Consider the following 25,898-nt stretch of genomic DNA (forward strand, 5'->3'; position numbering starts at 1 on the left):
CTCGTGGGTGCGTGCAGCTGGCACCTGATGCGGCGCTTCAACAAGAGCCGAAGCTGACCAGCGCCTGCGCGCGGGGCGCCTTCCGGTATGAGTAGCGCATGAACCAACGCTTCCCCTGGCCTGACGAGCGGCTGATCAAGGCCGCTCAGGACGGCGACGTCACGTCGCTCACCACCGTCGTCATGGAATCGCAGCCGCATGTGCGCAAGTTCGCCATATCGCTGTGCGCCTCGCCGCAGGACGCGGAGGACGCGGCACAAGAGGCGCTGATCATCCTGTACCGGAAGATCGGCACCTTGCGGGCCACCGGCGCGCTCGCCTCCTGGATGTTCCGGATCGTGCGCAACGAGTGCCTCCGGCAGGTACGGCTGCTCGTCGCCCGACGTGACGAAGTACCGACCGAACCGGAGGCGAGCGCGGAGCCGTCCGCCGAGGAGGCGGTGCTGTACCGGCTGGAGGTGGAGCGGATCGCGGCCGCGGTCAGCGCCCTTCCCCGTGACCAGCGACAGGTCCTGATCATGCGGGACGTCCAGGGCCTGCCCGGCAAGACCGTCGCTCACACGCTCGGCCTGAGCACCGCGGCCATGAAGTCGCGGCTGCACAGGGCACGCGCGGCGCTGCGTCACGCGCTGGAAGCGACCGACCAGGCACCAGATCAGGCCATCGACCGACCAGTCGAAGGAGACTCACGACCATGAAGACCGTGAACATCGTGAAGCCCCCCGAGGGCGTGCAGTCCCCGGTGACCGCACCGTCCGCGACCCGGGCCGCCGCGCCGTCCGCGGCGCCGAACTTCGCGAGCAAGTCCGTCCCGCGCCACCTGGCGCGCGGCGTCATCGGCTTCGGGCTGATCATCGGCTCGATCGCCATGGTGCCCGTCGCCGGCCCGGCCACCCTGCTCGCGGCCCCGCTGGCACTGATCGCCTTCAAGGGCTGCCCCACCTGCTGGATGGTCGGCCTGGCGCAGACCATCTCCCGGGGCCGCCTGGAGCGCCAGTGCGTGGACGGCGTCTGCACCCTCACCAAGGCACACCCGGCGGCGAAGCACGACTGAAACCGCCCCCGGCTTCCGGCCTCCTGCCCCGGCCTGATCTCCACCCTCCCGAAAGACGTCCGGAGGGTGGTGTCACCGGGACCGGAGGCCTCGGCCATGCCCATTTCACACGTATGAGACGACCGTCTCATCGAGCCTGCGCAAGAGCCCCCCGGACTATCCGTCACATTCGTTTTGCATACCAACTCGCCGTCCTGGCCATTGGTTTACGGAGCGCCGCCTCGGTGCTAGGGTCCGAAACGAGATTGAGACGGGCAGGGCCGCTGAGTCGGCAACGCCGTTGATCGTGCTTCACGGGGGGAGCAGAACACTATGATCCGCCATGCCCAGATTGGGGCGGCAGATGACCGTACTGTCGCCGTCGTCGGGCTTTCCTGCCGTTTTCCCGGTGGTGCGAGCCCTGCCGAATTCTGGAATCTTCTGAGGAACGGCCGCGACGCCATTGCGGAGCCGCCCGCTGATCGCGCGCACCTCGGTGTCCGCGAGGACAGTTCGCCGCGCCCCGGTGGTTTTCTGCCCCGGGTCGACACCTTCGACGCCGAGTTCTTCGGGATATCCCCGCGCGAAGCCGCCGCGATGGACCCGCAGCAGCGGCTCGTGCTGGAGCTCGCCTGGGAGGCGCTGGAGGACGCCGGCATCGTCCCGGCCACGCTCGCCGGCACCGCCACCGGCGTCTTCGTCGGCGCGATCGCCGACGACTACACGGCCCTCACTCACGCGGCCGGCCCCGAGGCCACCTCCGCGCACACGGTGACGGGCCTGCACCGGGGCATCATCGCGAACCGCGTCTCCTATGTCCTCGGGCTCCAGGGCCCCAGCATGGTGGTCGACAGCGCGCAGTCGTCTTCGCTGGTCGCGGTGCATCTGGCCTGCGAGAGCCTGCGCCGCGGCGAGTCCGTGACGGCGCTGGCCGGCGGCGTCAACCTCAACGTCGCGCCGGAGAGCACCGAGGCCCTCGCGGCCTTCGGCAGTCTCTCGCCCGACGGGCGATGTTACTCGTTGGACGCCCGGGCGAACGGGTATGTGCGAGGTGAGGGCGGCGGCGTGGTCGCGCTGAAACTCCTCAGTCGGGCCATCGCCGACGGGGACCGCATCCACTGTCTGCTGCACGGTGGAGCCGTCGGCAACGACGGCGCGAGCGACACGCTTCCCACACCTGACGGAAAAGCCCAGGAACAGGTCATACGCAAGGCCTGGGAGAACTCCGGTTTACCTCTTGGAAACGCGCAGTACATCGAAATACACGGGTCGGGAACCCGGATCGGTGATCCCATCGAAGCCTCTGCTCTGGGCGCCGTATTCTCCTCCTCCCGCACTCCGGACCGTCCTCTCCGGATCGGCTCGGTCAAGACGAACATCGGCCACCTCGAAGGCGCCGCGGGCATAGCGGGACTCGTCAAGACGATTCTCTGCATCAAAGAGCGGGAAATCGTTCCCACGCTCAACTATCAGACCCCCAATCCGCAGATCCCGTTCGAGGATCTTCGCCTCGCCGCCGCCACCGAAACCGGGCCGTGGCCGCATCCCGACGGCCCGCTCCTCGCGGGTGTGACATCGATCGGAATGGGCGGGACGAACTGCCATCTGGTCCTCGGCGAATGGCGTGGAGAAGCCGCCTCGACCGAAGAGAACAAGCCGGACCCGACCGACCACGCGGACGCGTCCGATTCCCTCGCGTGGGTGCTGTCCGGACGCGGCGACAAGGCCCTCCGCGCCCAGGCCGCCCGACTCCGCGAACACCTTGCCGCGCACCCGGAGTCCGACGTCGCCGAGGTCGCCCGCGCCCTCGCCCACGACCGCACCGCCTTCACCCACCGCGCCGTCCTCACGGGCGCCGGCCGTGACGAGCTCCTCGCCGCCCTGGACGCGGTCGCCGACGCCCGCGTCACCCCGGCCGCCGTCGAGGGCAGCAGCCACCGGACCGTCCGCGAGGCCGTGTTCGTCTTCCCCGGCCAGGGCTCCCAGTGGGCCGGCATGGCCGCCGGACTCCTCGACAGCTCCCCCGTGTTCGCCCGGGTCGTCGAGGACTGCGAGCGGGCGCTCCGCCCGTACCGCGACTGGTCGCTGACCGACGTGCTCCGCGGGACCGCGGGTGCCCCGGCCCTGGACCGCGACGACGTCGTGCAGCCCGCTCTGTGGGCCGTGATGGTCGGACTCGCCGCCCTGTGGCGGGAGGCCGGTGTCGAACCGGCCGCGGTCGTCGGCCACTCGCAGGGCGAGATCGCCGCCGCCACCGTCAGCAGTGCCCTGACCCTCGACGACGCCGCACGGCTCATCGCCGTACGCAGCACCGCTCTCGGCGCGCTCGCCGGTCGCGGCGGCGGCATGCTCACCGTGTCGCTGCCCGCCGACCGGGTCCGCGAGGACCTGGCCGGATTCCCCCGCCTGAGCGTGGCCGCCGTCAACTCCCCCGGCATGACCGTGGTGGCCGGTGACGGGGACGCCCTCGACGCCCTGGCCGCGCACTACGGCGAGGACGTCAGGACCCGGCGCATCCCCGTCGCGTACGCCTCGCACAGCCCGCACGTCGACGCCGTACGCGACACGCTGCCCGCCGAACTCGCCGGCGTCGCACCGCGCGCCGGAACCGTGCCGCTGCACTCCACCGTGACCGGCACCGCCCTCGACGGTTCCGAGCTGGACGTCGACTACTGGTACCGCAACCTGCGCGAACCCGTCGCCTTCGAGCCCGCCGTACGAACGCTGCTCGACGCGGGGCACGAGCTGTTCATCGAGATGAGCCCGCACCCCGTCCTGGCGCTCGCCGTCCAGCAGACCGCGGAGGCCGCCGACCTGCCCGTCGCCGCGCTCGGCACCCTGCGCCGCGGCGAGGGCGGACGGCAGCGCCTGCTGCTCGCGTTCGGCGAGGCGTTCTGCCACGGCGCGGAGGTGGACTGGTCCACGGTCCTGCCCGCCGGCAGCGGCCGCGCCGAGCTGCCGACGTACGCCTTCCAGCGCCGCCGTCACTGGATCTCCGGACAGCCCCACGCCGCCCGGCCCCTGACGCCCCCCGCCACGCCGGCGCAGCAGACCGCGCCGCTCCCGGAGGACACCCCCGAGGCCGAGCCGGACCTCACCCTGACCGGCCCGGCCGCCCTGGAGCTCGTACGGGCCCACACCGCCGCCGTACTCGGTTACGACTCCGTCGCCGACGTCGAGCCCCGGCGGACGTTCAAGGAGCTGGGCATCGACTCGGCGATGGTCGTCGAGCTCCGCAACCGGCTCGTCACCGCCACCGGACGCAAGCTGCCCACGACCGTCGTGTACGACCACCCCAGTCCCGCCCGGCTGGCGGCGCTGCTCGCCGACGCCCCGCACGAGGCCGCGACGGCGCCCGAGGCCCGTACCGACGAGGACGACCCCGTCGTGATCGTCGGCATCGGCTGCCGGTTCCCCGGCGGGGTGGACTCCCCCGAGGCGCTCTGGCGGGTCGTCGCCGAACAGCGCGACGTCATCTCGGGCTTCCCGGCCGACCGGGGCTGGGACCTCGACGGCCTGTACCACCCGGACCCCGCCCACGTGGGCACCACGTACGTCCGCGACGGCGGCTTCCTCGAAGGCGCCGCCGAGTTCGACGCCGAGCTGTTCGGGATCTCGCCGCGCGAGGCGCTGGCGATGGACCCGCAGCAGCGCGCGTACCTGGAGGTGTGCTGGGAGGCCCTGGAGCGGGCGGGAATCGCCCCGGACTCGCTGCGCGGGACGCAGACGGGCGTGTTCGCCGGTGTGATGGCCCAGGAGTACGGTCCGCGGCTGGGCGAGGCGGGTGCGGGTGCCGCCGGGTTCGGCCTGACGGGGACCACGCCGAGCGTCACCTCCGGCCGCGTCGCCTACACCCTCGGTCTGCAGGGCCCGGCCCTGACCGTGGACACGGCGTGCTCGTCGTCGCTGGTCGCGCTGCACCTCGCGGTGCGCGCCATCCGGTCGGGCGAGTGCTCGCTCGCCCTCGCCGGTGGTGTGACGGTCATGTCGACGCCCGGCATCTTCGTCGAGTTCTCGCGGCAGCGGGGCCTCGCCACCGACGGCCGCTGCAAGTCGTTCTCGGCGGACGCGGACGGCACGGCCTGGGCCGAGGGCGTCGGTGTCCTGGTCGTCGAGCGGCTGTCGGACGCCCGCCGTCTGGGCCATGAGGTCCTTGCCGTGGTGGCCGGTTCGGCCGTGAACCAGGACGGCGCCTCCAACGGCCTCACCGCGCCCAGCGGCCCCGCGCAGGAGCGCGTCATCCGGGCCGCCGTCCAGGACGCCGGCGTCACCTTCGCCGGAGTCGACGCCGTCGAGGCGCACGGCACGGGCACGGTGCTCGGCGACCCCATCGAGGCACAGGCCCTCCTCGCCACCTACGGCAGCGAGCGCGACCGGCAGCCCCTCATGCTCGGCTCCCTCAAGTCCAACCTCGGCCACGCCCAGGCCGCCGCCGGAGTCGGCGGCATCATCAAAATGGTCATGGCCCTCCGCAACGCCGAGGTCCCCGCCTCCCTCAACATCAGCAAGCCCACCGAACTCGTCGACTGGGCCGACGGCGGCGTCGAAGTCCTCACCGAACCGCGCCCCTGGCCCGCCCGAGAAGGCAAGGTCCGACGCGCCGGCGTCTCCTCCTTCGGCATCAGCGGCACCAACGCCCACATCATCCTCGCCGAAGCCCCCACCGCGCCCCGCACGCCGGAGACCGGTGCCGGGGACGACGACGCCCAGCCGCTGTGGGTGCTGTCCGGGCGCACCGAACCGGCGCTGCGCGCCCAGGCCACCGCGCTCGTCGACGCCCTCGACACCCTCGACGAGGTGTCGGCCGCCGACCTCGGCCGTGCCCTCGCCACCACCCGTACCGCCCTCGACCACCGCGCGGCCGTCGCCGCCGAGGACCGCACGGAGGCCGTCGCCGCGCTGACCGCGCTCGGCCGCGGCGAACCGCACTCCGCCCTGGCCCTCGGCACGGCACGTACCGACGACGGTCTCGCCTACCTCTTCACCGGGCAGGGCAGTCAGCGCGTCGGCATGGGGCGCGAGCTGTACGAGGCCGAGCCGGTCTTCGCCGCCGCCCTCGACGCGGTCTGCGCCGAACTCGACGCCTGCCGCGCCTCCGTGCCGGGAACGCCGCCGGTCCGCGAGGTGATGTTCCACGACGCCGAGGCGCTCGACCGGACGGAGAACACACAGTGTGCTCTCTTCGCCCTCCAGGTCGCGCTGTACCGCCTCCTTGAGCACCGGGGTCTGGCCCCCGACGCCGTACTCGGACACTCCATCGGCGAGTTCGCCGCCGCTCACGTCGCGGGCATCCTCACGCTGTCCGACGCCTGCACCCTGGTCGCCGCGCGCGGCCGCCTGATGCAGGCGCTGCCCTCCGGTGGCGCGATGACGGCCGTCCAGGCCTCGCAGGACGAGGTGGCCGCGCTGATCGCGGGCCGCGAGCACGAGGTGAGCATCGCCGCCGTCAACGGCCCGCTGGCCGTCGTCGTCTCCGGCGACGTCGAGGCCGTCGAGGAGGTCGCCGCCTCCTTCGCCGCCCTCGGCCGCAAGACGCGCCGGCTCGTCGTCAGCCACGCCTTCCACTCCCACCGCATGGACGGGATGCTCGACGCGTTCGCCGCCGTCACCTCGGGGGTCGACTACGCGGAGCCCCGCGTCCCGATGGTCTCCACCGTCACCGGTGAGCCCGTCGAGGTCACCGCCGACTACTGGGTGCGGCAGGTGCGCCGTGAGGTCCGGATGTCCGACGGCCTGGCCGCCCTGCACGGGCTCGGCATGCGGACCTTCCTCGAACTCGGCCCGGACGGTGTCCTTTCGGCACTGGGCCAGGACTGTCTGGACGACGACGCGCTCGCGTTCGTCCCGGTGCTGCGCCGCGGCCGGTCCGAGCGCCGCACCCTGGTCTCCGCGCTCGGCTCGCTGCACGTCCGGGGCCGCAGCCCCGACTGGCGGGTCGTGTTCGGCGCGGGGCGCACGCCCGCCCTGCCCACGTACGCCTTCCAGCGCGAGCGCTACTGGCTGACCGCGCAGGGCACCGCCGGACCGGCGGGGCACCCGCTGCTCGGACCCGCCGTCGAGCTCGCCGAATCCGGGCAGGCCGTCCTGACCGCCCGGCTCGGCCGCCGCACGCACCCGTGGCTCGCGGACCACGCCGTCCTCGGCCAGGTCCTGCTGCCGGGCACCGCCTTCCTCGAACTCGCCGCCCGCGCGGGCTCGGGGACCGGCGCGCCACGCGTCGCCGAACTCACGCTCGTCGCCCCTCTGGTGATCCCCGAGGACGGCCGCACCGAGGTGCAGGTCGTGGTGGCCGCGCCCGGCGAGGACGGTCAGCGGACGCTGACCGTGCACGCCCGCGCCGAGACACCGGACGGCGCCGTCGAGCCGTGGACCCTGCACGCCACCGGCGCGCTCACCCCGCACGACGGAGCCCCCGCGCCGGCCGCGGCCCGGCCCGACGGCGAGGGCGAGTCCCTGCCCGTCGACGGCTGCTACGAGGACCTGGCCGCCTCGGGCTACGCCTACGGCCCGGTCTTCCAGGGCCTGCGCGCCGCACGGCGGCACGGCACCGACCTGCTCGCCGAGGTCGCCCTGCCGGCGTCCGTCACCGACGCCGCCTCGTACGGGCTGCACCCGGCGCTGCTCGACGCGGCCCTGCACCCGATCGTCATCACGGCGCTCGAAGACGGCGGCCGCCGGCTGCTGCCCTTCTCGTGGCGCGGCGTGACCGTCCACCAGCCGGGCGCCCGTGCCGTACGGGCGCTGATCACCGGCACCGGGCCCGACGCGGTGTCGCTGACGCTGCTCGACGAGTCCCACGCCGTGGTCGCCGAGGTCGAGGAGCTGGTCCTGCGCCCGGTCAGCGAGGAGGTGGCCGTCCCGCGCTCCCTCCACCGCCTGGACTGGAAGCCGGCCACGCCGGACGGGGAGGCGTCCCCGTCGGCCGCCGCGCTCGGCTCCGCCGACCTGGGCGTCGGTCCCCGGTACGACGACCTCACGGCCCTGGGCGAGGCCCTCGACGCGGGGCTTCCCGCCCCCGAGGTGGTTTTCGCCCCGGTCACGGAGCCCGGAGACGGCTCCACGGGCGGCTCGCTGCCCGCCGTGCACCGCGCGCTCGCGCTGCTCCAGGCGTGGCTGGCCGACGACCGGCTCGCCGACTCCCGCCTGGTGCTCGTCACCCGGGCGGCCGTGGCCACGGCGCCGGACGCCGACGCGGACCCCGGCCTCGCGGCCGTGTGGGGTCTGGCGCGCTCGGCGCAGACCGAGAACCCCGGGCGGGTCGGGCTCCTCGACGTGGAGACGGCGGAGGACTGCCGTACCGCACTGCCCTCGGTCGGATCCGAGCCTCAACTCGCCGTACGCGAAGGCGCTCTGCTCGTCCCCCGGCTCGGCCCGGCTTCGGCCGGCGGCGCCCTGGTGCCCCCGGCCGGCACGGCCGCGTGGCGGATGGTGGTGCGCGAGCGCGGAACTCTGGACCACCTGGCACTCGAACCCTTCCCGGAGGCCCTGGCGCCGCTGGGCGACGGTGAGGTGCGCATCGCGATGCGCGCCGCGGGCGTCAACTTCCGCGACGTCCTGGGCACGCTGGGTCTCTACCCCGGCGACCCCGGCCCCCTCGGTCTCGAAGGCGCCGGTGTCGTCACCGAGGTCGGGCCCGGTGTCACGGGTCTCGCCGTCGGCGACCGCGTCATGGGCCTGTTCTCCGGCGCGTTCGGCCCGACGGCCGTCACCGACCACCGGCGGGTCGCCGTCATGCCCGCCGACTGGACGTTCGCCGAGGCGGCGTCCGCGCCCATCGTGTTCCTGACCGCCTACCACGCCCTGGTCGACCTCGCCGGTCTGAGCGAGGGCGAGCGGGTCCTGATCCACGCGGCGGCGGGTGGCGTCGGCATGGCCGCCGTCCAGCTCGCCCGTCACCTGGGTGCGGAGGTGTACGGCACGGCCGGTCCCGGCAAGTGGGACGCGCTGGGCGACCTCGGCCTGGGCGGCGCGCACCTGGCGTCGTCCCGCACCCTGGACTTCGAGGCGGCGTTCGGCGCGGCCACGGAAGGCCGCGGCATGGACGTCGTACTGAACTCGCTCGCCGGCGAGTTCGTGGACGCCTCCCTCAGGCTGCTGCCGCACGGCGGTCGCTTCGTGGAGATGGGCAAGACCGATCTGCGCGACCCGGCGCTCGTCGCGGCCGGCCATCCCGGGGTGGACTACCGCTTCTTCGACCTGCTCCAGGAGCCGACCGAGCGGATCGGCGAGATGCTCACGGCCGTCATGGAGCTGCTGTCCTCGGGGGCTCTGACCCCGCTGCCGGTGAGCAGCTGGGACGTCCGCCGGGCACCGGAGGCCTTCCGGTACGTCAGCCAGGCGCGTCACATCGGCAAGGTCGTCCTCACCCTGCCCCCGGTCCTCGGCCCGGAGGGCACGGTCCTGGTCACCGGCGCCACCGGCGCCCTCGGCGGACTGGTCGCCCGGCATCTGGTCACCGAGCACGGCGCCCGCCGCCTGCTCCTGGTCAGCCGCCGCGGCGCCGACGCGCCGGGAGCGGAGGAACTCTCCGCCGAACTGCACGAGTTGGGTGCCGAGGTGGGCCTCGCGGCCTGCGACACCGCCGACCGTGACGCGCTCGCCCGGCTCCTCGACGGCGTCCGGCTCACCGCCGTCGTCCACGCGGCCGGCGTGCTCGACGACGGCGTGATCACCGCGCTCACCCCCGAGCGCCTGAACACCGTGCTCGCCGCCAAGGCCACCGCGGCCCGGCACCTGCACGAGCTGACCGAGGACCAGGACCTCGCGGCCTTCGTCCTCTTCTCCTCCGTCATGGGCGTCATCGGCGGCGCCGGGCAGGGCAACTACGCCGCGGCCAACGCCTACCTGGACGCCCTGGCCCAGCACCGCAAGGCGCGGGGGCTGCCCGCGGTCTCGCTGGCCTGGGGCATGTGGGCGGACACGGCCGGACGGCCGGGGGCCGCCGGAATGGCGGGCACCCTGTCCGAAGCCGACCGGGTACGCATCGCCCGCACCGGACTCGCGCCCATCGACCGGGCGGAGGGCCTGGCCCTGCTCGACGCGGCCCTGCGCCTGGACTCCCCCGCGCTCGTGCCCGCCCCCCTGGACCGTGCCGCGCTCGGCGCCCTCGGTTCCCAACTGCCCGCCGTCCTGCGGGACCTGGCACCTGCCGCCCCGCGACCGGCCCGGGCCACGGCGGCCACGGCCGCGCCCCGGGCGACGGAGACCCTGAGCGACCGGCTCGCCGCACTGAGCCAGGCCGAGCGGGAGGAACTGCTCCTCGACCTCGTCCGGGTGCAGACCGCCGCCGTACTCGGCCGGTCCTCCGCGACCGGCATCCCCGCCGACCGGCCCTTCAAGGACATGGGCTGCGACTCCCTCACCCTGGTGGAACTGCGCAACAGACTGCAGACCGCCGCCGGTCTGCGGCTGCCGGCCACGTTCCTCTTCAACTACCCGACGCCGCTCGCGGTCGTGGGCCATCTGCACACCGAACTGGCCCCGGCCGAAGCGGAATCCTCCACCGGATCCGGCGACTCCTCGGCCGCGTCCGGCCTGGTCGAACTCGACCGGCTGGAAAAGGCGCTCGTCGAGCTGCCGGACGACACCCAGGACGATGTGCGCGCCGAGATCGTCCAGCGGCTCCAGGCCCTCGCGGCCCGGGTGCCGGCTCAGCGCGCCCCTGCCGAGGACGATCTGTCCGCACGCGTCCAGTCGGCCTCGGTCGACGAACTCCTCGCGTTCATCGACTCCGAACTCTGATCCGACGTCCGCGAAGCCGGACCCTCACCCCTCTCATCCTGTTCGCCGCGGCGCGGCGTGCCCCCGGGCACGCCGCCCGGGCAGCCATGCCCGGAAATCCGCGCGCGCACGGCTCCACCACGTCTACGGGGGCTTCACCACCATGACAACAACGGACAACGACAAGCTCGTCGCCTACCTCAAGCGCCTCACCGTCGACCTCCACCAGTCCCGGCAGCGGGTCCGTGAACTGGAGGCCGGGACCAACGATCCGATCGTGATCGTCGGCATGGGCTGCCGGTTCCCGGGCGGCGTGGACTCGCCCGAGGCGCTGTGGCGCGTCGTCGCCGAGCAGCGCGACGTCATCTCGGGTCTGCCGACCGACCGGGGCTGGGACCTCGACGGCCTCTACCACCCCGACCCGGACCACTCCGGGACGTCGTACGTGCGCGACGGCGGCTTCCTGCACGGCGCCGCCGAGTTCGATCCGGCGTTCTTCGGGATCTCGCCGCGCGAGGCCCTGTCGATGGACCCGCAGCAGCGGCTGCTCCTCGAAGTGTCGTGGGAGGCCCTGGAGCGGGCCGGCATCACGCCCGGTGCGCTGCACGGCACGTCGACGGGCGTGTTCCTCGGAGCCATCGCCCAGGAGTACGGGCCGCGGCTCGGCGAGGCGAGCGCGGCCGCCACCGGGTTCGGGCTCACCGGTACGACGTCGAGCGTGGCCTCGGGCCGCGTCGCCTACACCCTGGGCCTGCAGGGCCCGGCCCTCACGGTCGACACGGCGTGCTCGTCGTCGCTGGTCGCGCTGCACCTGGCGGTCAACGCCCTGCGGTCCGGCGAGTGTTCGCTGGCGCTGGCCGGCGGTGTGACGGTCATGTCGACACCGGGCATCTTCGTCGAGTTCTCCCGCCAGAAGGGGCTCGCTCCCGACGGCCGGTGCAAGTCGTTCTCCGCGGACGCGGACGGCACGGCGTGGGCCGAGGGCGTCGGTGTCCTGGTCGTCGAGCGGCTGTCGGACGCCCGGCGCCTGGGCCACAAGGTCCTTGCCGTGGTGGCCGGTTCGGCCGTGAACCAGGACGGCGCCTCCAACGGCCTCACCGCGCCCAGCGGCCCCGCGCAGGAGCGCGTCATCCGGGCCGCCGTACAGGACGCCGGGGTGCCCTTCTCCGGAGTCGACGCCGTCGAGGCGCACGGCACGGGCACGGTGCTCGGCGACCCGATCGAGGCACAGGCGCTCCTCGCCACGTACGGCAAGGAGCGCGACGGGCAGCCCCTGATGCTGGGCTCCCTCAAGTCCAACCTGGGGCACTCCCAGGCGGCCGCCGGTGTCGGCGGCGTCATCAAGATGGTCATGGCGCTGCGCAACGCCGAACTGCCCGCCTCGCTGAACGTCAGCAGGCCGAGCGAGCTGGTCGACTGGGCCAACGGCGGCGTCGAGGTGCTCACCGCGCCGCGCCCGTGGCCCGCCGAGGAGGGCAGGGTCCGGCGCGCCGGCGTGTCGTCGTTCGGCATCAGCGGCACCAACGCCCACGTCATCCTCGCGGAAGCCCCCGTCGAGCAGCCGGCCGAGGCGGCCGAGGAGGCGACGCCGGACGGCTCCTTGGAGGGTTCGGGACTGCCGTGGATGGTCTCGGCGCGTACGGCGGACGCGCTGGCCGAGGCGGCCGGGCAGCTGGCCGCGTACGTACGGGAACGGCCCGAGCTCACCGCGGCCGACGTGGCGCTCTCCCTCGCCGTCGGCCGCTCCGCCTTCGAGTCCCGGGCCGTGGTCTCCGGCGCCGACGGGCGGGACGGGCTGCTGGCCGGTCTGGACGCCCTGGCCTCCCGGGAGGTCGACGGCGAGAACGGCGTGTCCCCCTCCCGCGCCGTGTTCGTCTTCCCGGGTCAGGGTTCGCAGTGGGTCGGCATGGCCACGGCCCTGCTCGACTCCTCGCCGGAGTTCGCGCGGGTCATCGCCGAGTGCGAGACGGCCCTCGCGCCGTTCGTGGACTGGTCCCTCACCGCCGTCCTGCGCGACGAGGACGGCGCCCCCGGCCTCGACCGGGTCGACGTCGTCCAGCCCGCCTCCTGGGCCATGATGGTCGGCCTCGCCGCCCTCTGGCGTGCCGCCGGTGTGAACCCGGTCGCCGTGGTCGGTCACTCGCAGGGCGAGATCGCCGCCGCGGTCGTCGCGGGCGGCCTGTCCCTGCAGGACGGCGCCCGCGTCGTCGCCCTGCGCTCCAAGGCCCTCCGCGTCCTGTCCGGCGGCGGAGGCATGGCCTCCCTGAAGGTCCCCGAGGACAAGGCCGAGGAACTGCTGGCGCCATGGAACGGGCGCATCTCCGTCGCGGCGGCCAACGGCCCCTCCTCGACCGTGGTCGCCGGCCGGCCCGAGGCCCTGGACGAGCTCCTCGCCCAGTGCGAGGCCTCCGGCCTGTGGGCACGCCGCATCCCCGTGGACTACGCCTCCCACTCCGCCCACGTCGACGAGATCCAGGACACCCTCGCCCACGAGCTGAAGGACGTCCGCCCGCAGTCCGGCCGCATCGCCTTCCACTCCACCGTCACCGGTGGCGTACTCGACACCGCCGAGCTCGACGGGGCCTACTGGTTCCGCAACCTGCGCAGCAAGGTGCGCCTCGCCGAGGTCGTCGAGCAACTGGCCGCCCCCGACGTCGTCTTCGTCGAAGTCAGCGCCCACCCCGTCCTCGTCTCCGGCATCACCGAAACCCTCGCCGACACCGGCGCCGTCGTCGGCACACTCCACCGCAACACCGGCGAACTCACCCGCTTCGTCGAATCCGCCGCCGAGGCCTGGTCCCACGGCGTCACCATCGACTGGCCGACCGTCCTCCAGGCCTACCGCGCCCACGCCGTGGAACTGCCCTCGTACCCCTTCCAGCGGCAGCGCTACTGGCTGGAGCCCGAACCCGCCTCCACCGACGCCCGCGGACTCGGCCTGGCCTCGGCCGGGCACCCGCTGCTCGGCGCCGTGGTCGAGCTGGTCGAGGAGGACCGGCTGGTCTACACGGGCCGTCTCGCGCTCGACACCCAGCCGTGGCTCGCCGATCACGCCGTACAGGGCACCGTCCTGCTGCCCGGCACCGCGTTCCTCGAACTCGCCATGGCCGTGGGCGCGCGGGTGGGCTGGCGACGGCTCGCCGAGCTGACCCTCCAGGCGCCCCTGCTGCTCCCGGCCGACGAAGCCGTACAGCTCCGGGTGACCCTCGAACCGCCGGCCGCGAACGGGCAGCGGGAGCTTGCCGTGCACTCCCGGCCGCAGGACGCCGACACGGGCGTCCCGTGGACGCGGCACGCCGCGGCGACCCTCGAACTCGACGACGAGTCCGCGGACTTCGACCTCGTCGAGTGGCCGCCCCCCGGCGCCCACGAGATCGACGTCGAGAGCCGCTACGACACCCTCTCCGAGGCGGGCTACGACTACGGCCCGGCCTTCCAGGGCCTGCGCGCCGCCTGGCGCTCCGGCCGCGACGTCTACGCCGAGGTCGCCCTGCCGGCCGAGCTGGACGCCACGGCCTTCGGCGTGCACCCGGCGGTCCTCGACGCGGCCCTGCACGCGGTCGGCCTGCTCCGCGAGGACGGCGGCACCGTCCTGCCCTTCTCCTGGTCCGGTGTCCGCCGCTACACCGAGGGCGCCGACGCCCTGCGGGTGTGGCTGAGCCCGCGGGGCGACGGGGTGGCCCTGCGCGTCACCGACGCCTCGGGGAAGCCCGTGCTGTCCGCCGGTTCCGTCACGATGCGGCCGTTCACCGCCGACCTGGCCGCCGGGCGCGGCACCGACTCGCTGTTCCGTGTCGAGTGGCAGCCGGTCCCCGCCGGCACGGCCGACGCCGAGGTGTGCCTGGTCGCTGATCTGGCCGACGTACCGGACGCGGTGCCGCAGGTCGTCGCCGTCCGATGTCCCGGCACCGACCGATGTCCGGACACGTCGCAGGACTCCGACAGCACCGGAGCCGATCTCGCCGGGGCCGCCCATCGGGCGGCGCGCTGGGCGCTCGCACTGGTCCAGGAGTGGCTGGCCGATGCACGCTTCGCCGGCTCCCGCCTGCTGGTGCTGACCGACGGCGCCGCGGGCCCCGAGGTCGACAGCCCCGCCCAGGCCACCGTGTGGGGCCTGATCAGGACCGCCCAGTCCGAACACCCGGACCGTTTCGCCCTGCTGGACACGGACGAGGCGCACGACGCCGGGACCGTGCCCGGGGCCGTGCTCACCGAGCCGCAGCTCGCCCTGCGAGCGGGCGCGCTCCTCGCCCCGCGGCTCGTCCGGCACACGTCCGTCGCCGATCCGACCGGTGGCACCCCGCTCGACCCGGACGGCACCGTGCTCGTCACCGGCGGCACCGGCGTGCTCGGCGCCTCGGTCGCCCGGCACCTGGTCACCGAGCACGGCGCCCGACGCCTGCTCCTGGTCAGCCGGCGCGGCGCCGACGCACCCGGAGCCGAGGAACTCGCCGCCGAACTGTCGGAGTCGGGTGCCGAGGTCACTCTCGCCGCCTGTGACACCGCCGACCGTGACGCGCTCGCCCGGCTCCTGGACGGCGTCCGGCTCACGGCCGTCGTCCACACCGCGGGTCTGCTCGACGACGGCGTCGTCGAGTCGCTGACCGCGGACCGGCTCGCGGCGGTCCTCCGCCCCAAGGTGGACGCCGCCGCGCACCTCGACGAACTGACCGCCGACCACGACCTCGCGGCCTTCGTCCTCTTCTCCTCGGTGGCGGGCGTGCTCGGCAACCCGGGCCAGGCCAACTACGCCGCCGGCAACGTCTTCCTCGACGCGCTCGCCGCGCGCCGCCGGGCCGCCGGCCGCCCCGCGACCTCGCTCGCCTGGGGCCTGTGGGCCGAACGCACCGGCCTGACCGGCCACTTGGACGACGACACCCTCTCGACGCGCGGCATCGCGCCGCTCTCCACCGAGCAGGGCCTCGAACTCCTCGACCGGGCGCTCGCCGACGACCACGCCGTGCTCGTACCGGCCCGCCTCGACCCGGCCTCGCTGCGCTCCGACGCCCTCGCCGGAACCCTGTCCCCGCTGCTCCGCTCCCTGGTACGGGTCCCCCAGCGGCGCTCCGGCGAGTCCGGCATGCGCCGCAAGCTCGGCAGGATGTCCGAGGACGAGGGCCGCCGCCTGCTGCTCGACGTCGTGCGCGCCCAGCTCGCCGCGGTCATCGGCAGCCAGTCGACGGACGGGATCGACCCGGACCAGCCGTTCAAGAGCTTCGGCATCGACTCGCTCCTCGCGGTGCAGCTGCGCAACCGCCTCAACTCCGCGACCGGTCTCCGGCTCCCGGCCACGCTGGTCTTCGACCACCCGACGCCGGCCGCCGTCGTGGACTTCACGCTCGCGCTCGCCCGGGAACGTGCCGAGAGCGCCCCCGCGCAGCCCGTCACGGCCGTCGCCCCTCGGACGGACGACGACCCGATCGTGATCGTCGGCATGGGGTGCCGCTTCCCCGGCGGGGTGGACTCGCCCGAGGCACTGTGGCGCGTCGTCGCCGAACAGCGCGATGTGATCTCGGAGTTCCCGGCCGACCGCGGCTGGGACCTGGACGGCCTCTTCCACCCCGACCCGGACCACTCCGGGACCTCGTACGTCCGGCACGGCGGGTTCCTCCACGAGGCCGCCGAGTTCGACCCCGCCTTCTTCGGGATCTCGCCGCGCGAGGCGCTCGCGATGGACCCGCAGCAGCGACTGCTGCTCGAAGTGTCGTGGGAGGCCCTGGAGCGGGCGGGCATCACGCCCGGCTCGCTGCACGGCAGTGACACCGGGGTGTTCGCCGGGGTGATGTACCACGACTACGGCGGTGGCGGCCGGCTTCCGGAGGAGGCCGAGGGCCACTTCCTGACCGGCACCGCCGGCAGTGTCGCCACCGGCCGGGTGGCCTACACGCTCGGCCTCCACGGCCCGGCCCTGACGGTCGACACGGCGTGCTCGTCGTCGCTCGTGGCGCTGCACCTCGCGGTCCGTGCCCTGCGGTCGGGCGAGTGCTCGCTCGCCCTGGCGGGCGGCGCCGCTGTGATGTCCACGCCCCACACCTTCATCGAGTTCTCGCGGCAGCGGGGCCTCGCCACCGACGGCCGCTGCAAGTCGTTCTCGGCGGACGCGGACGGCACGGCCTGGGCCGAGGGCGTCGGTGTCCTGGTCGTCGAACGGCTGTCGGACGCCCGGCGCCTGGGCCACAAGGTCCTTGCCGTCGTGGCCGGCACCGCCGTGAACCAGGACGGCGCCTCCAACGGACTCACCGCGCCCAGCGGCCCCGCACAGGAGCGCGTCATCCGAGCCGCCGTCCAGGACGCCGGCGTCACCTTCGCCGGAGTCGACGCCGTCGAGGCGCACGGCACAGGCACGGTACTCGGCGACCCCATCGAGGCACAGGCCCTCCTCGCCACCTACGGCAGCGAGCGCGACGGCCGGCCCCTCATGCTCGGCTCCCTCAAGTCCAACCTCGGCCACGCCCAGGCCGCCGCCGGAGTCGGCGGCATCATCAAAATGGTCATGGCCCTCCGCAACAGCGAGGTCCCCGCCTCCCTCAACATCAGCAAGCCCACCGAACTCGTCGACTGGGCCGACGGCGGCGTCGAAGTCCTCACCGAACCGCGCCCCTGGCCCGCCCGAGAAGGCAAGGTCCGACGCGCCGGCATCTCCTCCTTCGGCATCAGCGGCACCAACGCCCACATCATCCTCGCCGAAGCCCCCACCGAGGACCCGGCCGAAGTCCCCTCGGACGCGGACCGGTTGGACGGCGCGGTTCTGCCGTGGCTCGTGTCGGCGCGTACGGCGGACGCACTGGCCCAGGCCGCCGAGCGGCTGGCCGCGTACGTACGGGAACGGCCCGAGCTCACCGCGGCCGACGTGGCGCTCTCCCTGGCCACCGGGCGCTCCGCCTTCGAGTCGCGGGCCGTGCTGCCCGGCGCCGACGGCCGTGACGGGCTGCTCGCCGGCCTGGACGCCCTGGCGTCCGGGGAACTCGACGGCGTGACCGCGGCTGTCTCCGGCGCGAAGCCGGGCCGCACGTCGGGCGCTTCCGTCGTGTTCGTGTTCCCGGGTCAGGGTTCGCAGTGGGTCGGCATGGCCACGGCCCTCCTGGACTCCTCGCCGGAGTTCGCGCGGGTCATCGCCGAGTGCGAGACGGCCCTCGCGCCGTTCGTGGACTGGTCCCTCACCGCCGTCCTGCGCGACGAGGACGGCGCCCCCGGCCTCGACCGGGTCGACGTCGTCCAGCCCGCCTCCTGGGCCATGATGGTCGGCCTCGCCGCCCTCTGGCGTACCGCCGGTGTGAACCCGACGGCGGTCGTCGGTCACTCGCAGGGCGAGATCGCCGCCGCGGTCGTCGCGGGCGGCCTGTCCCTGCAGGACGGCGCCCGCGTCGTCGCCCTGCGCTCCAAGGCCCTCCGCGTCCTGTCCGGCGGCGGAGGCATGGCCTGGCTGAGCGTCCCGGAGACGCAGGCGGAGGAGCTGCTCGCACGCTGGGAAGGCCGTGTCTCCGTCGCGGCGGTCAACGGCCCGTCGTCCACTGTGGTCGCCGGTCAGCCCGAGGCCCTGGACGAGCTCCTCGCCCAGTGCGAGGCCTCCGGCCTGTGGGCACGCCGCATCCCCGTCGACTACGCCTCCCACTCCGCCCACGTCGACGAGATCCAGGACACCCTCGCCCACGAGCTGAAGGACGTCCGCCCGCAGTCCGGCCGCATCGCCTTCCACTCCACCGTCACCGGTGGCGTACTCGACACCGCCGAGCTCGACGGGGCCTACTGGTTCCGCAACCTGCGCAGCAAGGTGCGCCTCGCCGAGGTCGTCGAGCAACTGGCCGCCCCCGACGTCGTCTTCGTCGAAGTCAGCGCCCACCCCGTCCTCGTCTCCGGCATCACCGAAACCCTCGCCGACACCGGCGCCGTCGTCGGCACACTCCACCGCAACACCGGCGAACTCACCCGCTTCGTCGAATCCGCCGCCGAGGCCTGGTCCCACGGCGTCACCATCGACTGGCCCACCCTGCTCGCCCCCTTCGACGCCCGCACCGTCGAACTGCCCTCCTACCCCTTCCAGCGCACGCACTACTGGCTCGTGAACGAGCCCGCCGCGCCTCGCAGCGCACCGCGAACGGTGGCTCAGCCCATGGAGCCGGGCGACCTGTTGGGCGTCCGGATGCCGTCGTCGCCGCTCGCGCAGGCGCAGTTCGCCCCGCGGCTCGACCCGGTGGCGCACCCCTGCCTGGGCGACTTCGTGGTCGGCGGACGGCCGGTGGTCAGCGCCGGTGTGCTCGTCGAGTCGGTGATCGAGGCGGTGACCGAGTTCGCCGGGACCGGGCCGGTATCCGTGGAGGAGCTCGAACTCCCCGTCGACCTGGTGCTCGACCCCGTCGGCGTCGACCCGTCGACGGGCGGTGCCGAGCGCGCCGCGCAGCTCGTCCTGGACGCCGACCAGTTCCGCTACTACGCGCAGGACTCGGCGGGCGGTTGGCAGCTGCACGCGCACGGCCGGGCCAAGGCCGGTGCGCCGGCCGCGCCCACGGTGACGCTCGCCCCGGTGGGTTCGGGCCGCGAGCTGACCGGCGACGAGCTGTACCGGATGCTGTGGCAGCGCGCCCTCTACCTGGGCTCCGCCGCCCGCTGGGTGGAGCGGATCAGGCTCGGCCGGGGCGAGGCCACGGCCGAGCTGCGGTCCGCCCTGCCCGGCGAGGCGGAGCCGTATCTGATCCACCCGGGGCTCGTCGACGCCATGTTCCAGACGGCGCTGGTCTGCTTCCCCGCCGACGGCCCCGCCCTGGTGCCGGCCGGTCTGGACCGCTTCGTCCACTACGACCGCGGCGGCGCTCAGGACGCGCTTCGATGTCATGCCGAACTGTTCGACGACGGCACGCGGGCGCGTATCCGGCTCCTCACGGCGCAGGGCCGTCTCGTCGCGGAGGCCGACGGCGTGCGCTTCGTCCCGGCCCTGAACCGGCCGGCGACCGAGCTCGCCGCCATCCAGGCACCCGCCGCCGCCCAGGCGCCCACGGCCGACCTCGTGGCGCCGGTCGTGTCCGCACCGCGCCGGCCGGCCACGGTCCCGGCGACGCCGGCCCCGGCCGACACCACCGAGGCAGCGCCCGATGCGGTGCGTGCCCTCGTGATCCGCACCGTCGCCCAGGCCCTCGGGACCGTGGCGGCCCGGCTCGACACCGGGCAGTCGCTGCAGGCGCTCGGCCTCGACTCGCTGATCGCGATGAAGATCCGGACGGCCCTGAACCGGGAGTTCGACGTCCTGCTGCCGATGACGGCGTTCCTGAACGGCCGCAGCACCGAGGACATCGCCGGGGACGTACGCGAGAGCCTCGGCGCCGACAGCTCCGAAACAGAAGCGGAGGCCCCGCGGAGCGCCCCCGCCGACGACGACGCGGAGCGTTACGAGCCGTTCGGTCTGACCGATCTCCAGCAGGCGTACCTCGTCGGCCGCGGTGACGCCTTCGAGCTCGGCAACACCTCCACCTACTTCCAGATCGAGATCGACCTGGAGAACGTGGACCTGGACCGGCTCTCCGCGTCCTTCCGGGCGATGGTCGAGCGCCACGACATGCTGCGGGCCGTCTTCACCGCCGAGGGCGAGCAGCGCGTCCAGCGCGAGGTCCCCGCCTATGTGATCCGTGAGACCGATGTGTCCGCCCTGGCTCCGGCCGAGCGCGAGGCCGCGCTGACCGCCGTCCACGAGGAGATGCGGCACCAGGTCTTCGACACCGCGCGCTGGCCGCTGTTCGACGTGCGGGTGACCCGGACCGACGACCGGACGATCCGGCTGCACGCCGGGTTCGACGCCCTGATCATCGACGGTTTCAGCACGTCGATCCTGTTCAAGGAGTGGGCCGCGCACTACCGCGGTGAGGAGCTGCCGGCGCTGGAGCTTCGCTACCGGGACTACGTCCGGCAGGCCCGCGAGCTGGAGGGCGGGCCCGAGTACGACCGGGCGCTCGCCTACTGGCGTGACCGGCTCGACACCCTGCCGGCCGCGCCCCAGCTGCCGCTGGCCGTGGCTCCGTCGAGCCTGGACCGGCCGGTGTTCCACCACCGCGGTGCGACGCTCCCGAAGGAGGAGTGGGCCCGCTTCAAGGAGCACGCGGCGACGGCCGGGGTCAGCCCGTCCGCGGCGCTGTGCACGGCGTACTCGCAGGTGATCGCGGAGTGGAGCGCCACGCCCGACTTCTCGCTGAACCTGCTGTACTTCAACCGGCTGCCGCTGCATCCGCAGGTGAGCGACGTCATCGGCAACTTCTCCACCACGCTGATGCTGGAGATCCGCGACGCGGCCGAGGACACCTTCGCCGCCCGGGCGAGCGAGGTGCAGGCCCGGCTGTGGAGCGACATGGAGCACAGCCAGGTCAGCGGTGTGCAGGTGCTGAGGGAGCTGAACCGGGCCCGTGGCGCCTCGGTGCGTGCCGCGGCGCCGGTCGTCTTCACGAGCCTGGTGAACTTCGCGGGCCGGCAGGACACCGAGGAGCGCGGAGTCGTGCAGTACCTCGCGGGGATCGGTGAGAACGGCCGTCAGGTGAGCAGTTCGGTCCGCACCCCGCAGGTGTGGCTGGACCACCAGGCGGTCGAGGAGGCCGGTGAGCTCGTCCTGAACTGGGACGTGATCGAGGAGCTGTTCCCGGCGGGCTGCGTCGACGCCATGTTCGCCGCGTACCAGCGGATGCTGCACGAGCTGTGCCGCGACCCGGAGGCCTGGCAGCGACCCCGGCCGGCGCTCGTACCGGCGGCCGATCTGGAGGTACGGGCCGAGGCGAACGCCACCGACGGGCCCGTGCCCGACGGTCTGCTGCACGACGCGGTGCTCGCGCAGGCCGAGGCCACGCCCGACGCGCCGGCCGTCATCTCGCAGGCGCTGACCCTGACGTACGGGGAGCTCGACCGCAGGTCGAACCAGGTGGGGCACGCGCTGCGCGCCCAGGGGGCCGGTCCCGGCGACCTGGTGGCGATCGTCATGGACAAGGGCTGGGAGCAGGTCGTCGCGGCGCTCGGCATCCTGCGGTCGGGGGCGGCGTACGTCCCGATCGACGCCCGGGTGCCCGTCGAGCGGCTGCACGTGCTGCTCGACAGTGCCGGGATCAGCCAGGTCGTCACCCAGCCGTGGGTGGACGACACGGCGGACTGGCCGGAGGGCGTGGTCAGGACCGTGGTGCGCGCCGGGGACACGGGTGAGGACAGCCCGCTCGGCGAGTCCGGCGCCAAGCCGGGCGACCTCGCCTACGTGATCTTCACCTCGGGCTCCACGGGGCTGCCGAAGGGCGTGATGATCGAGCACGGCGCGGCCCTGAACACGGTCGTCGACGTCAACGAGCGGTACGGCGTCACCGCGGCGGACCGGGCTCTCGGACTGTCCGCGATGCACTTCGACCTGTCGGTGTACGACGTCTTCGGACTGCTGTCGGTGGGCGGCGCGCTGGTGCTGCCCGAACCGGCTGCGCACCGTGAGCCGGCCCGCTGGGCGGAGCTCGTCGCCGAGCACGGGGTGACGATCTGGAACAGCGTGCCCGCGCTGATGGAGATGTTCACCGAGCACGCCCTGTCGAACGGGCTCACCGGGCTGCCGGTGCGTCTGGTCATGATGAGCGGCGACTGGATACCGGTGTCGCTGCCCGGGCGGATCCGGCTGCTGCTGCCGGACGCCGAGCTGTGGAGCCTCGGCGGTGCCACGGAGGCGTCGATCTGGTCGATCCTGCACCCCATCGGCGAGGTCCCGGACGACTGCGTGAGCATCCCGTACGGCAAGGCGATGCGTAACCAGCGCTTCCACGTCCTCGACGGCACGATGCGGCCCTGCCCGGTGTGGGTGCCGGGCGACCTCTACATCGCGGGCGTCGGACTGGCCCGCGGCTACCTGAACGACGAGGTGAAGACCCGCGCGGCGTTCCTGCACCACCCGGTCACCGGCGAGCGGCTCTACCGCACCGGCGACATGGGTCGCTTCCTGCCGGACGGCACCATCGAGTTCCTCGGCCGTCTCGACTCCCAGGTGAAGATCCAGGGCTACCGGATCGAGCTGGGCGAGGTCGAGGCCGGGCTCACCCAGTGCGAGGGCGTGCGCTGCGCCGCGGTCGTCGCGGCGGGCGAGCAGCACGGGCCCAAGCGGCTCATCGCGTACGTCGTCCTCGACGAGGGCCGCGAGGACACCGAGGAGCAGATCACCGAGGCGCTGCGCCGGGTGGTCCCGGCGCACCTGGTGCCGCAGCGGGTCCTCGTCCTGGACGAGCTGCCGCTCAGCGACAACGGGAAGGTCAACCGGGCGGCCCTGCCCGCGCCGGACGAGGTCGCCGTGGAAGGCTCCGGGTTCGTCGCGCCGCGCGACGAGGTGGAGCGCCGGCTCGCGGAGATCTGGGCGGAGTTCTTCGGCGTCTCCGAGATCGGGGTGACCGCGAGCTTCTTCGACCTCGGCGGGGACTCGCTGCTCGCGGTCCGGCTGATGGCCAGGATCGCGCGCGGCCTCGGCCGCAGCCTGCCGCTGTCGACGCTCTTCGCCCGTCCGACGATCGAGCTGCTCGCCCGGGCGGTGCGTGAGGCCGACGGCGGCGAGACCGGCCGCAGGGCGCTGGTGCCGGTGCGCACGGGCGGGTCGCGGACTCCCCTGGTGTTCGTCCACCCGGTCGGCGGTGATGTGCTCTGTTACGCGGAGCTCGCCGAACTCCTGGGTGAGGAGCAGCCGTTCTACGCGCTCCAGGTGCCGGACACGGAGCTGACCAGCGTGGAGGCGATGGCCGCGCACTACGTCACGGCGGTCCGGGAGGCGCTGCCGGACGGTCCGTACCGGCTCGGCGGCTGGTCGATGGGCGGCGTGATCGCCCTGGAGATGGCGGCCCAGCTCACCGCGGCCGGCGCCGAGGTGGAGCTCCTCGCCGTGATCGACCTGATGGTCGAGCCCGGGCCGGCCGAGGGAGCGCCCGTCTCCGACGAGCAGTTGCTGTCCTGGTTCGCCCGGGACCTGGCGGGTCTCGCCGGGGTCGACTGGGAGCTGCCGGTGGAGGCCTTCGACGGCCGCCCGCCGGTGGAGGTGCTGCACGCCGAGGCGCGGGGAGCGGGGGCGCTGTCCGAGGACATCGACCTCGACACGCTCAGCGCCATCGTGGGCCGGTTCCGGAACAACTACCGGGCCCTGCTGGGCTACGCGCCCAGCGGCTTCGCCGGGCGGGTCGTGTCGCTGCGTGCGGCGGACGGCGGTGCGACGGTCGAGACCGCGAACCGGTGGATGCGGTACTTCCCCGGTGACGCCAGCCTCGTCGACGTACCCGGCGACCACTACACGGTGATGCGCGGCGAGCGGCTGCGCGTCCTGGCCGGCGAGCTGCGCCGGGCCCTCGACGCGCGGTGACCCGAACCGGCCGGGCCGCCCCGCGGGCGGCCCGGCCGGTCCACCCCGGACCGGTTTTCTGCCGGTCCGCCCCCGGACCGGTTTTCTGCCGGTCCGCCCCCGGACCGGTTTTCTGCCGGTCCACCCCCGGACCGGTTCCGCTCCGGTCCGGCCGAACCACCCCGGACCCGTCCCGCGGTTCCGCGGGCTCCAGGTCCACGAAGTGAGGACATTCCGTATGGGAAGAGATCAGGCCGATCCGACGAGGCGGCCGACGAGCGCGCTGCCGGCGACCGTGCCGGTCGCCGTCATCGGGGCGGGGCAGTCCGGCCTCGCCGCCGCCTACCACCTGCGGCAGGCCGGGATCCGGTGTGTGCTGCTCGACGCGGGGAGCGAGGTCGGCGAGACCTGGGCGCGGCGCTGGGACTCGCTGAAGCTGTTCACGTCCGCGCAGTTCTCCGGCCTGCCCGGTCTGCCCTTCCCCGGCGAGGGGGCGCACTACCCCGGCAAGGACGAGGTGGTGGCCTATCTGCGGGAGTACGCCGAGCGGTTCGAACTCCCGGTGCTGACCGACCATCGCGTGCTGTCGCTGCGCGAGGACGGGGACGGCTATCTGGTGACCACCGCGCACGGCGCGTGCCGGGCCGCCCAGGTCGTGATCGCGACCGGTGCGTTCGGTGCGGCGCGGCTCCCGGACTTCGCGGCCGGGCTGAGCCCGGACGTGCCCACGCTGCACACCAGCGAGTACCGGGGCGCCGGGCAGGTGCCGCCGGGGACGGTGGTGGTCGTCGGTGACGGCAACTCCGGGCGGCAGATCGCCGCGGAGCTGTCCGAGACGCACAGCGTGGTGCTCAGCTGCGGCGAGGCCGTCTCTCCGCCCCTGCCGCAGACGGTCGTCGGCCGGGACATGTTCTGGTGGATGAGCGTCCTCGGTGTGATGAGCCTGCCGGTGAACATGCAGGCACCGGACCCGATCGTCGGCGACCGGGTGCCGGAGCTCGTCGCGGCGGGCAGGATGCGCACGGTGGGCCGGATCACCGGGGCCGACGGCGCCGAGCTGCTCGTCGCGGACGGCGAGCGCGTGAAGCCGTCCGCGGTGATCTGGGCGACCGGTTACCGCACCGACTGGAGCTGGCTCGACCCGCGGATGCTGGACGAGGACGGGCAGCCCCGGCACACCGAGGGCACGGGCGTGCTGCCCGGCAGCCACTATCTGGGCCTCTACCGGATGCGTACCCGCGGCTCGGCGCTGATCGGCTTCGTCGGCCGGGACGCGGAGCGCGCGGTGGCGGCGATCACCGCAGGCCCGCAGAGCACCACGACCGACTCCGCCACGGCAGAAGGTGAGCCGTCATGACCACCGCCACCACCACGGAACTCGACGTGCTGGGCGCCCTGTTGGCGTTCGACTTCATCGGGTTCGCGCAGAAGTCCGCCGCGCTCGACCCCGCCGGCCCGCGGTACGGGCGCGCGGTCGGCGCCGCCTTCGGGATCGCGGCCCGTCGCCGCTTCCCGAAGGGCGCGACAGCCGAGGAGATCGACGGGTACGTCGGGGAGTTCCTCGGCTCCCTGGAGGCCGGCGCGGAGGACTTCGATCCCGCGGCCCTCGCCCGCCTGATCGCCGAGGGCCTGAACGAGGCCACGGCGGCGCGCGGCGGTGAGCACCCGGACCCCGAGCGGACGATGCAGGCGCGCCTCGTCCTGACCCTCCGGTGGGTACGGGAGCTGGGTCTCGGCCCCGACGAGCAGCGGCAGCTGCTGGCGGAGGCCGAGCGGCTGTCCGCGGCCTGAGTCACGGACGAGAGGCGGCGCCCCGGGTGGTCCGGGGCGCCGCCT

6 protein-coding genes are annotated in these 25,898 nt (G+C 73.9%); all 6 read left to right on the top strand.

The features are described from left to right. The first annotated feature begins 98 nt into the window (after positions 1-98). The 6 genes from AB5J54_RS05060 to AB5J54_RS05085 all read left to right on the top strand — a co-directional run bounded on the left by AB5J54_RS05060 (position 99) and on the right by AB5J54_RS05085 (position 25,853). The gene (locus AB5J54_RS05060; protein WP_369142676.1) at positions 99-698 is read left to right on the top strand and encodes an RNA polymerase sigma factor; all 600 of its coding nucleotides are present in this window, start codon (positions 99-101) and stop codon (positions 696-698) included. Continuing rightward, entirely contained in the window at positions 695-1,054 is a 360-nt protein-coding gene (locus tag AB5J54_RS05065; RefSeq protein ID WP_369142677.1) for a hypothetical protein, read from the top strand. The genes AB5J54_RS05060 and AB5J54_RS05065 overlap by 4 nt, the downstream gene beginning before the upstream one ends. A 312-nt stretch (positions 1,055-1,366) precedes the next feature. Then, positions 1,367-10,774 carry an SDR family NAD(P)-dependent oxidoreductase gene (locus AB5J54_RS05070; RefSeq protein WP_369142678.1) on the top strand — a complete coding sequence of 3,136 codons (9,408 nt, stop codon included), beginning with the start codon at positions 1,367-1,369 and terminating at the stop codon, positions 10,772-10,774. A 142-nt stretch (positions 10,775-10,916) separates the two neighbouring features. Beyond that, the gene (locus AB5J54_RS05075; protein ID WP_369142679.1) at positions 10,917-24,083 is read left to right on the top strand and encodes an amino acid adenylation domain-containing protein; all 13,167 of its coding nucleotides are present in this window, start codon (positions 10,917-10,919) and stop codon (positions 24,081-24,083) included. A 217-nt stretch (positions 24,084-24,300) separates the two neighbouring features. Continuing rightward, a complete protein-coding gene (locus AB5J54_RS05080) occupies positions 24,301-25,419 on the top strand; it encodes a flavin-containing monooxygenase (RefSeq protein ID WP_369142680.1) in 1,119 nt (372 codons plus the stop codon). After that, on the top strand, positions 25,416-25,853 hold the full coding sequence (locus tag AB5J54_RS05085; protein ID WP_369142681.1) for a hypothetical protein: 438 nt from the start codon (positions 25,416-25,418) through the stop codon (positions 25,851-25,853). Before AB5J54_RS05080 ends, AB5J54_RS05085 begins: the two co-directional genes overlap by 4 nt. The last annotated feature ends 45 nt before the right edge of the window (positions 25,854-25,898 follow it).

Source organism: Streptomyces sp. R44 (genome assembly GCF_041053105.1).
Taxonomy (GTDB): domain Bacteria; phylum Actinomycetota; class Actinomycetes; order Streptomycetales; family Streptomycetaceae; genus Streptomyces.

Bases quoted from the DNA above. Each gene is read 5' to 3' on its own strand.
- AB5J54_RS05080 (WP_369142680.1), top strand. From the start codon at position 24,301: ATGGGAAGAGATCAGGCCGATCCGACGAGGCGGCCGACGAGCGCGCTG.
- AB5J54_RS05070 (WP_369142678.1), top strand. From the start codon at position 1,367: ATGATCCGCCATGCCCAGATTGGGGCGGCAGATGACCGTACTGTCGCC.
- AB5J54_RS05065 (WP_369142677.1), top strand. From the start codon at position 695: ATGAAGACCGTGAACATCGTGAAGCCCCCCGAGGGCGTGCAGTCCCCG.
- AB5J54_RS05085 (WP_369142681.1), top strand. From the start codon at position 25,416: ATGACCACCGCCACCACCACGGAACTCGACGTGCTGGGCGCCCTGTTG.
- AB5J54_RS05060 (WP_369142676.1), top strand. From the start codon at position 99: ATGAACCAACGCTTCCCCTGGCCTGACGAGCGGCTGATCAAGGCCGCT.
- AB5J54_RS05075 (WP_369142679.1), top strand. From the start codon at position 10,917: ATGACAACAACGGACAACGACAAGCTCGTCGCCTACCTCAAGCGCCTC.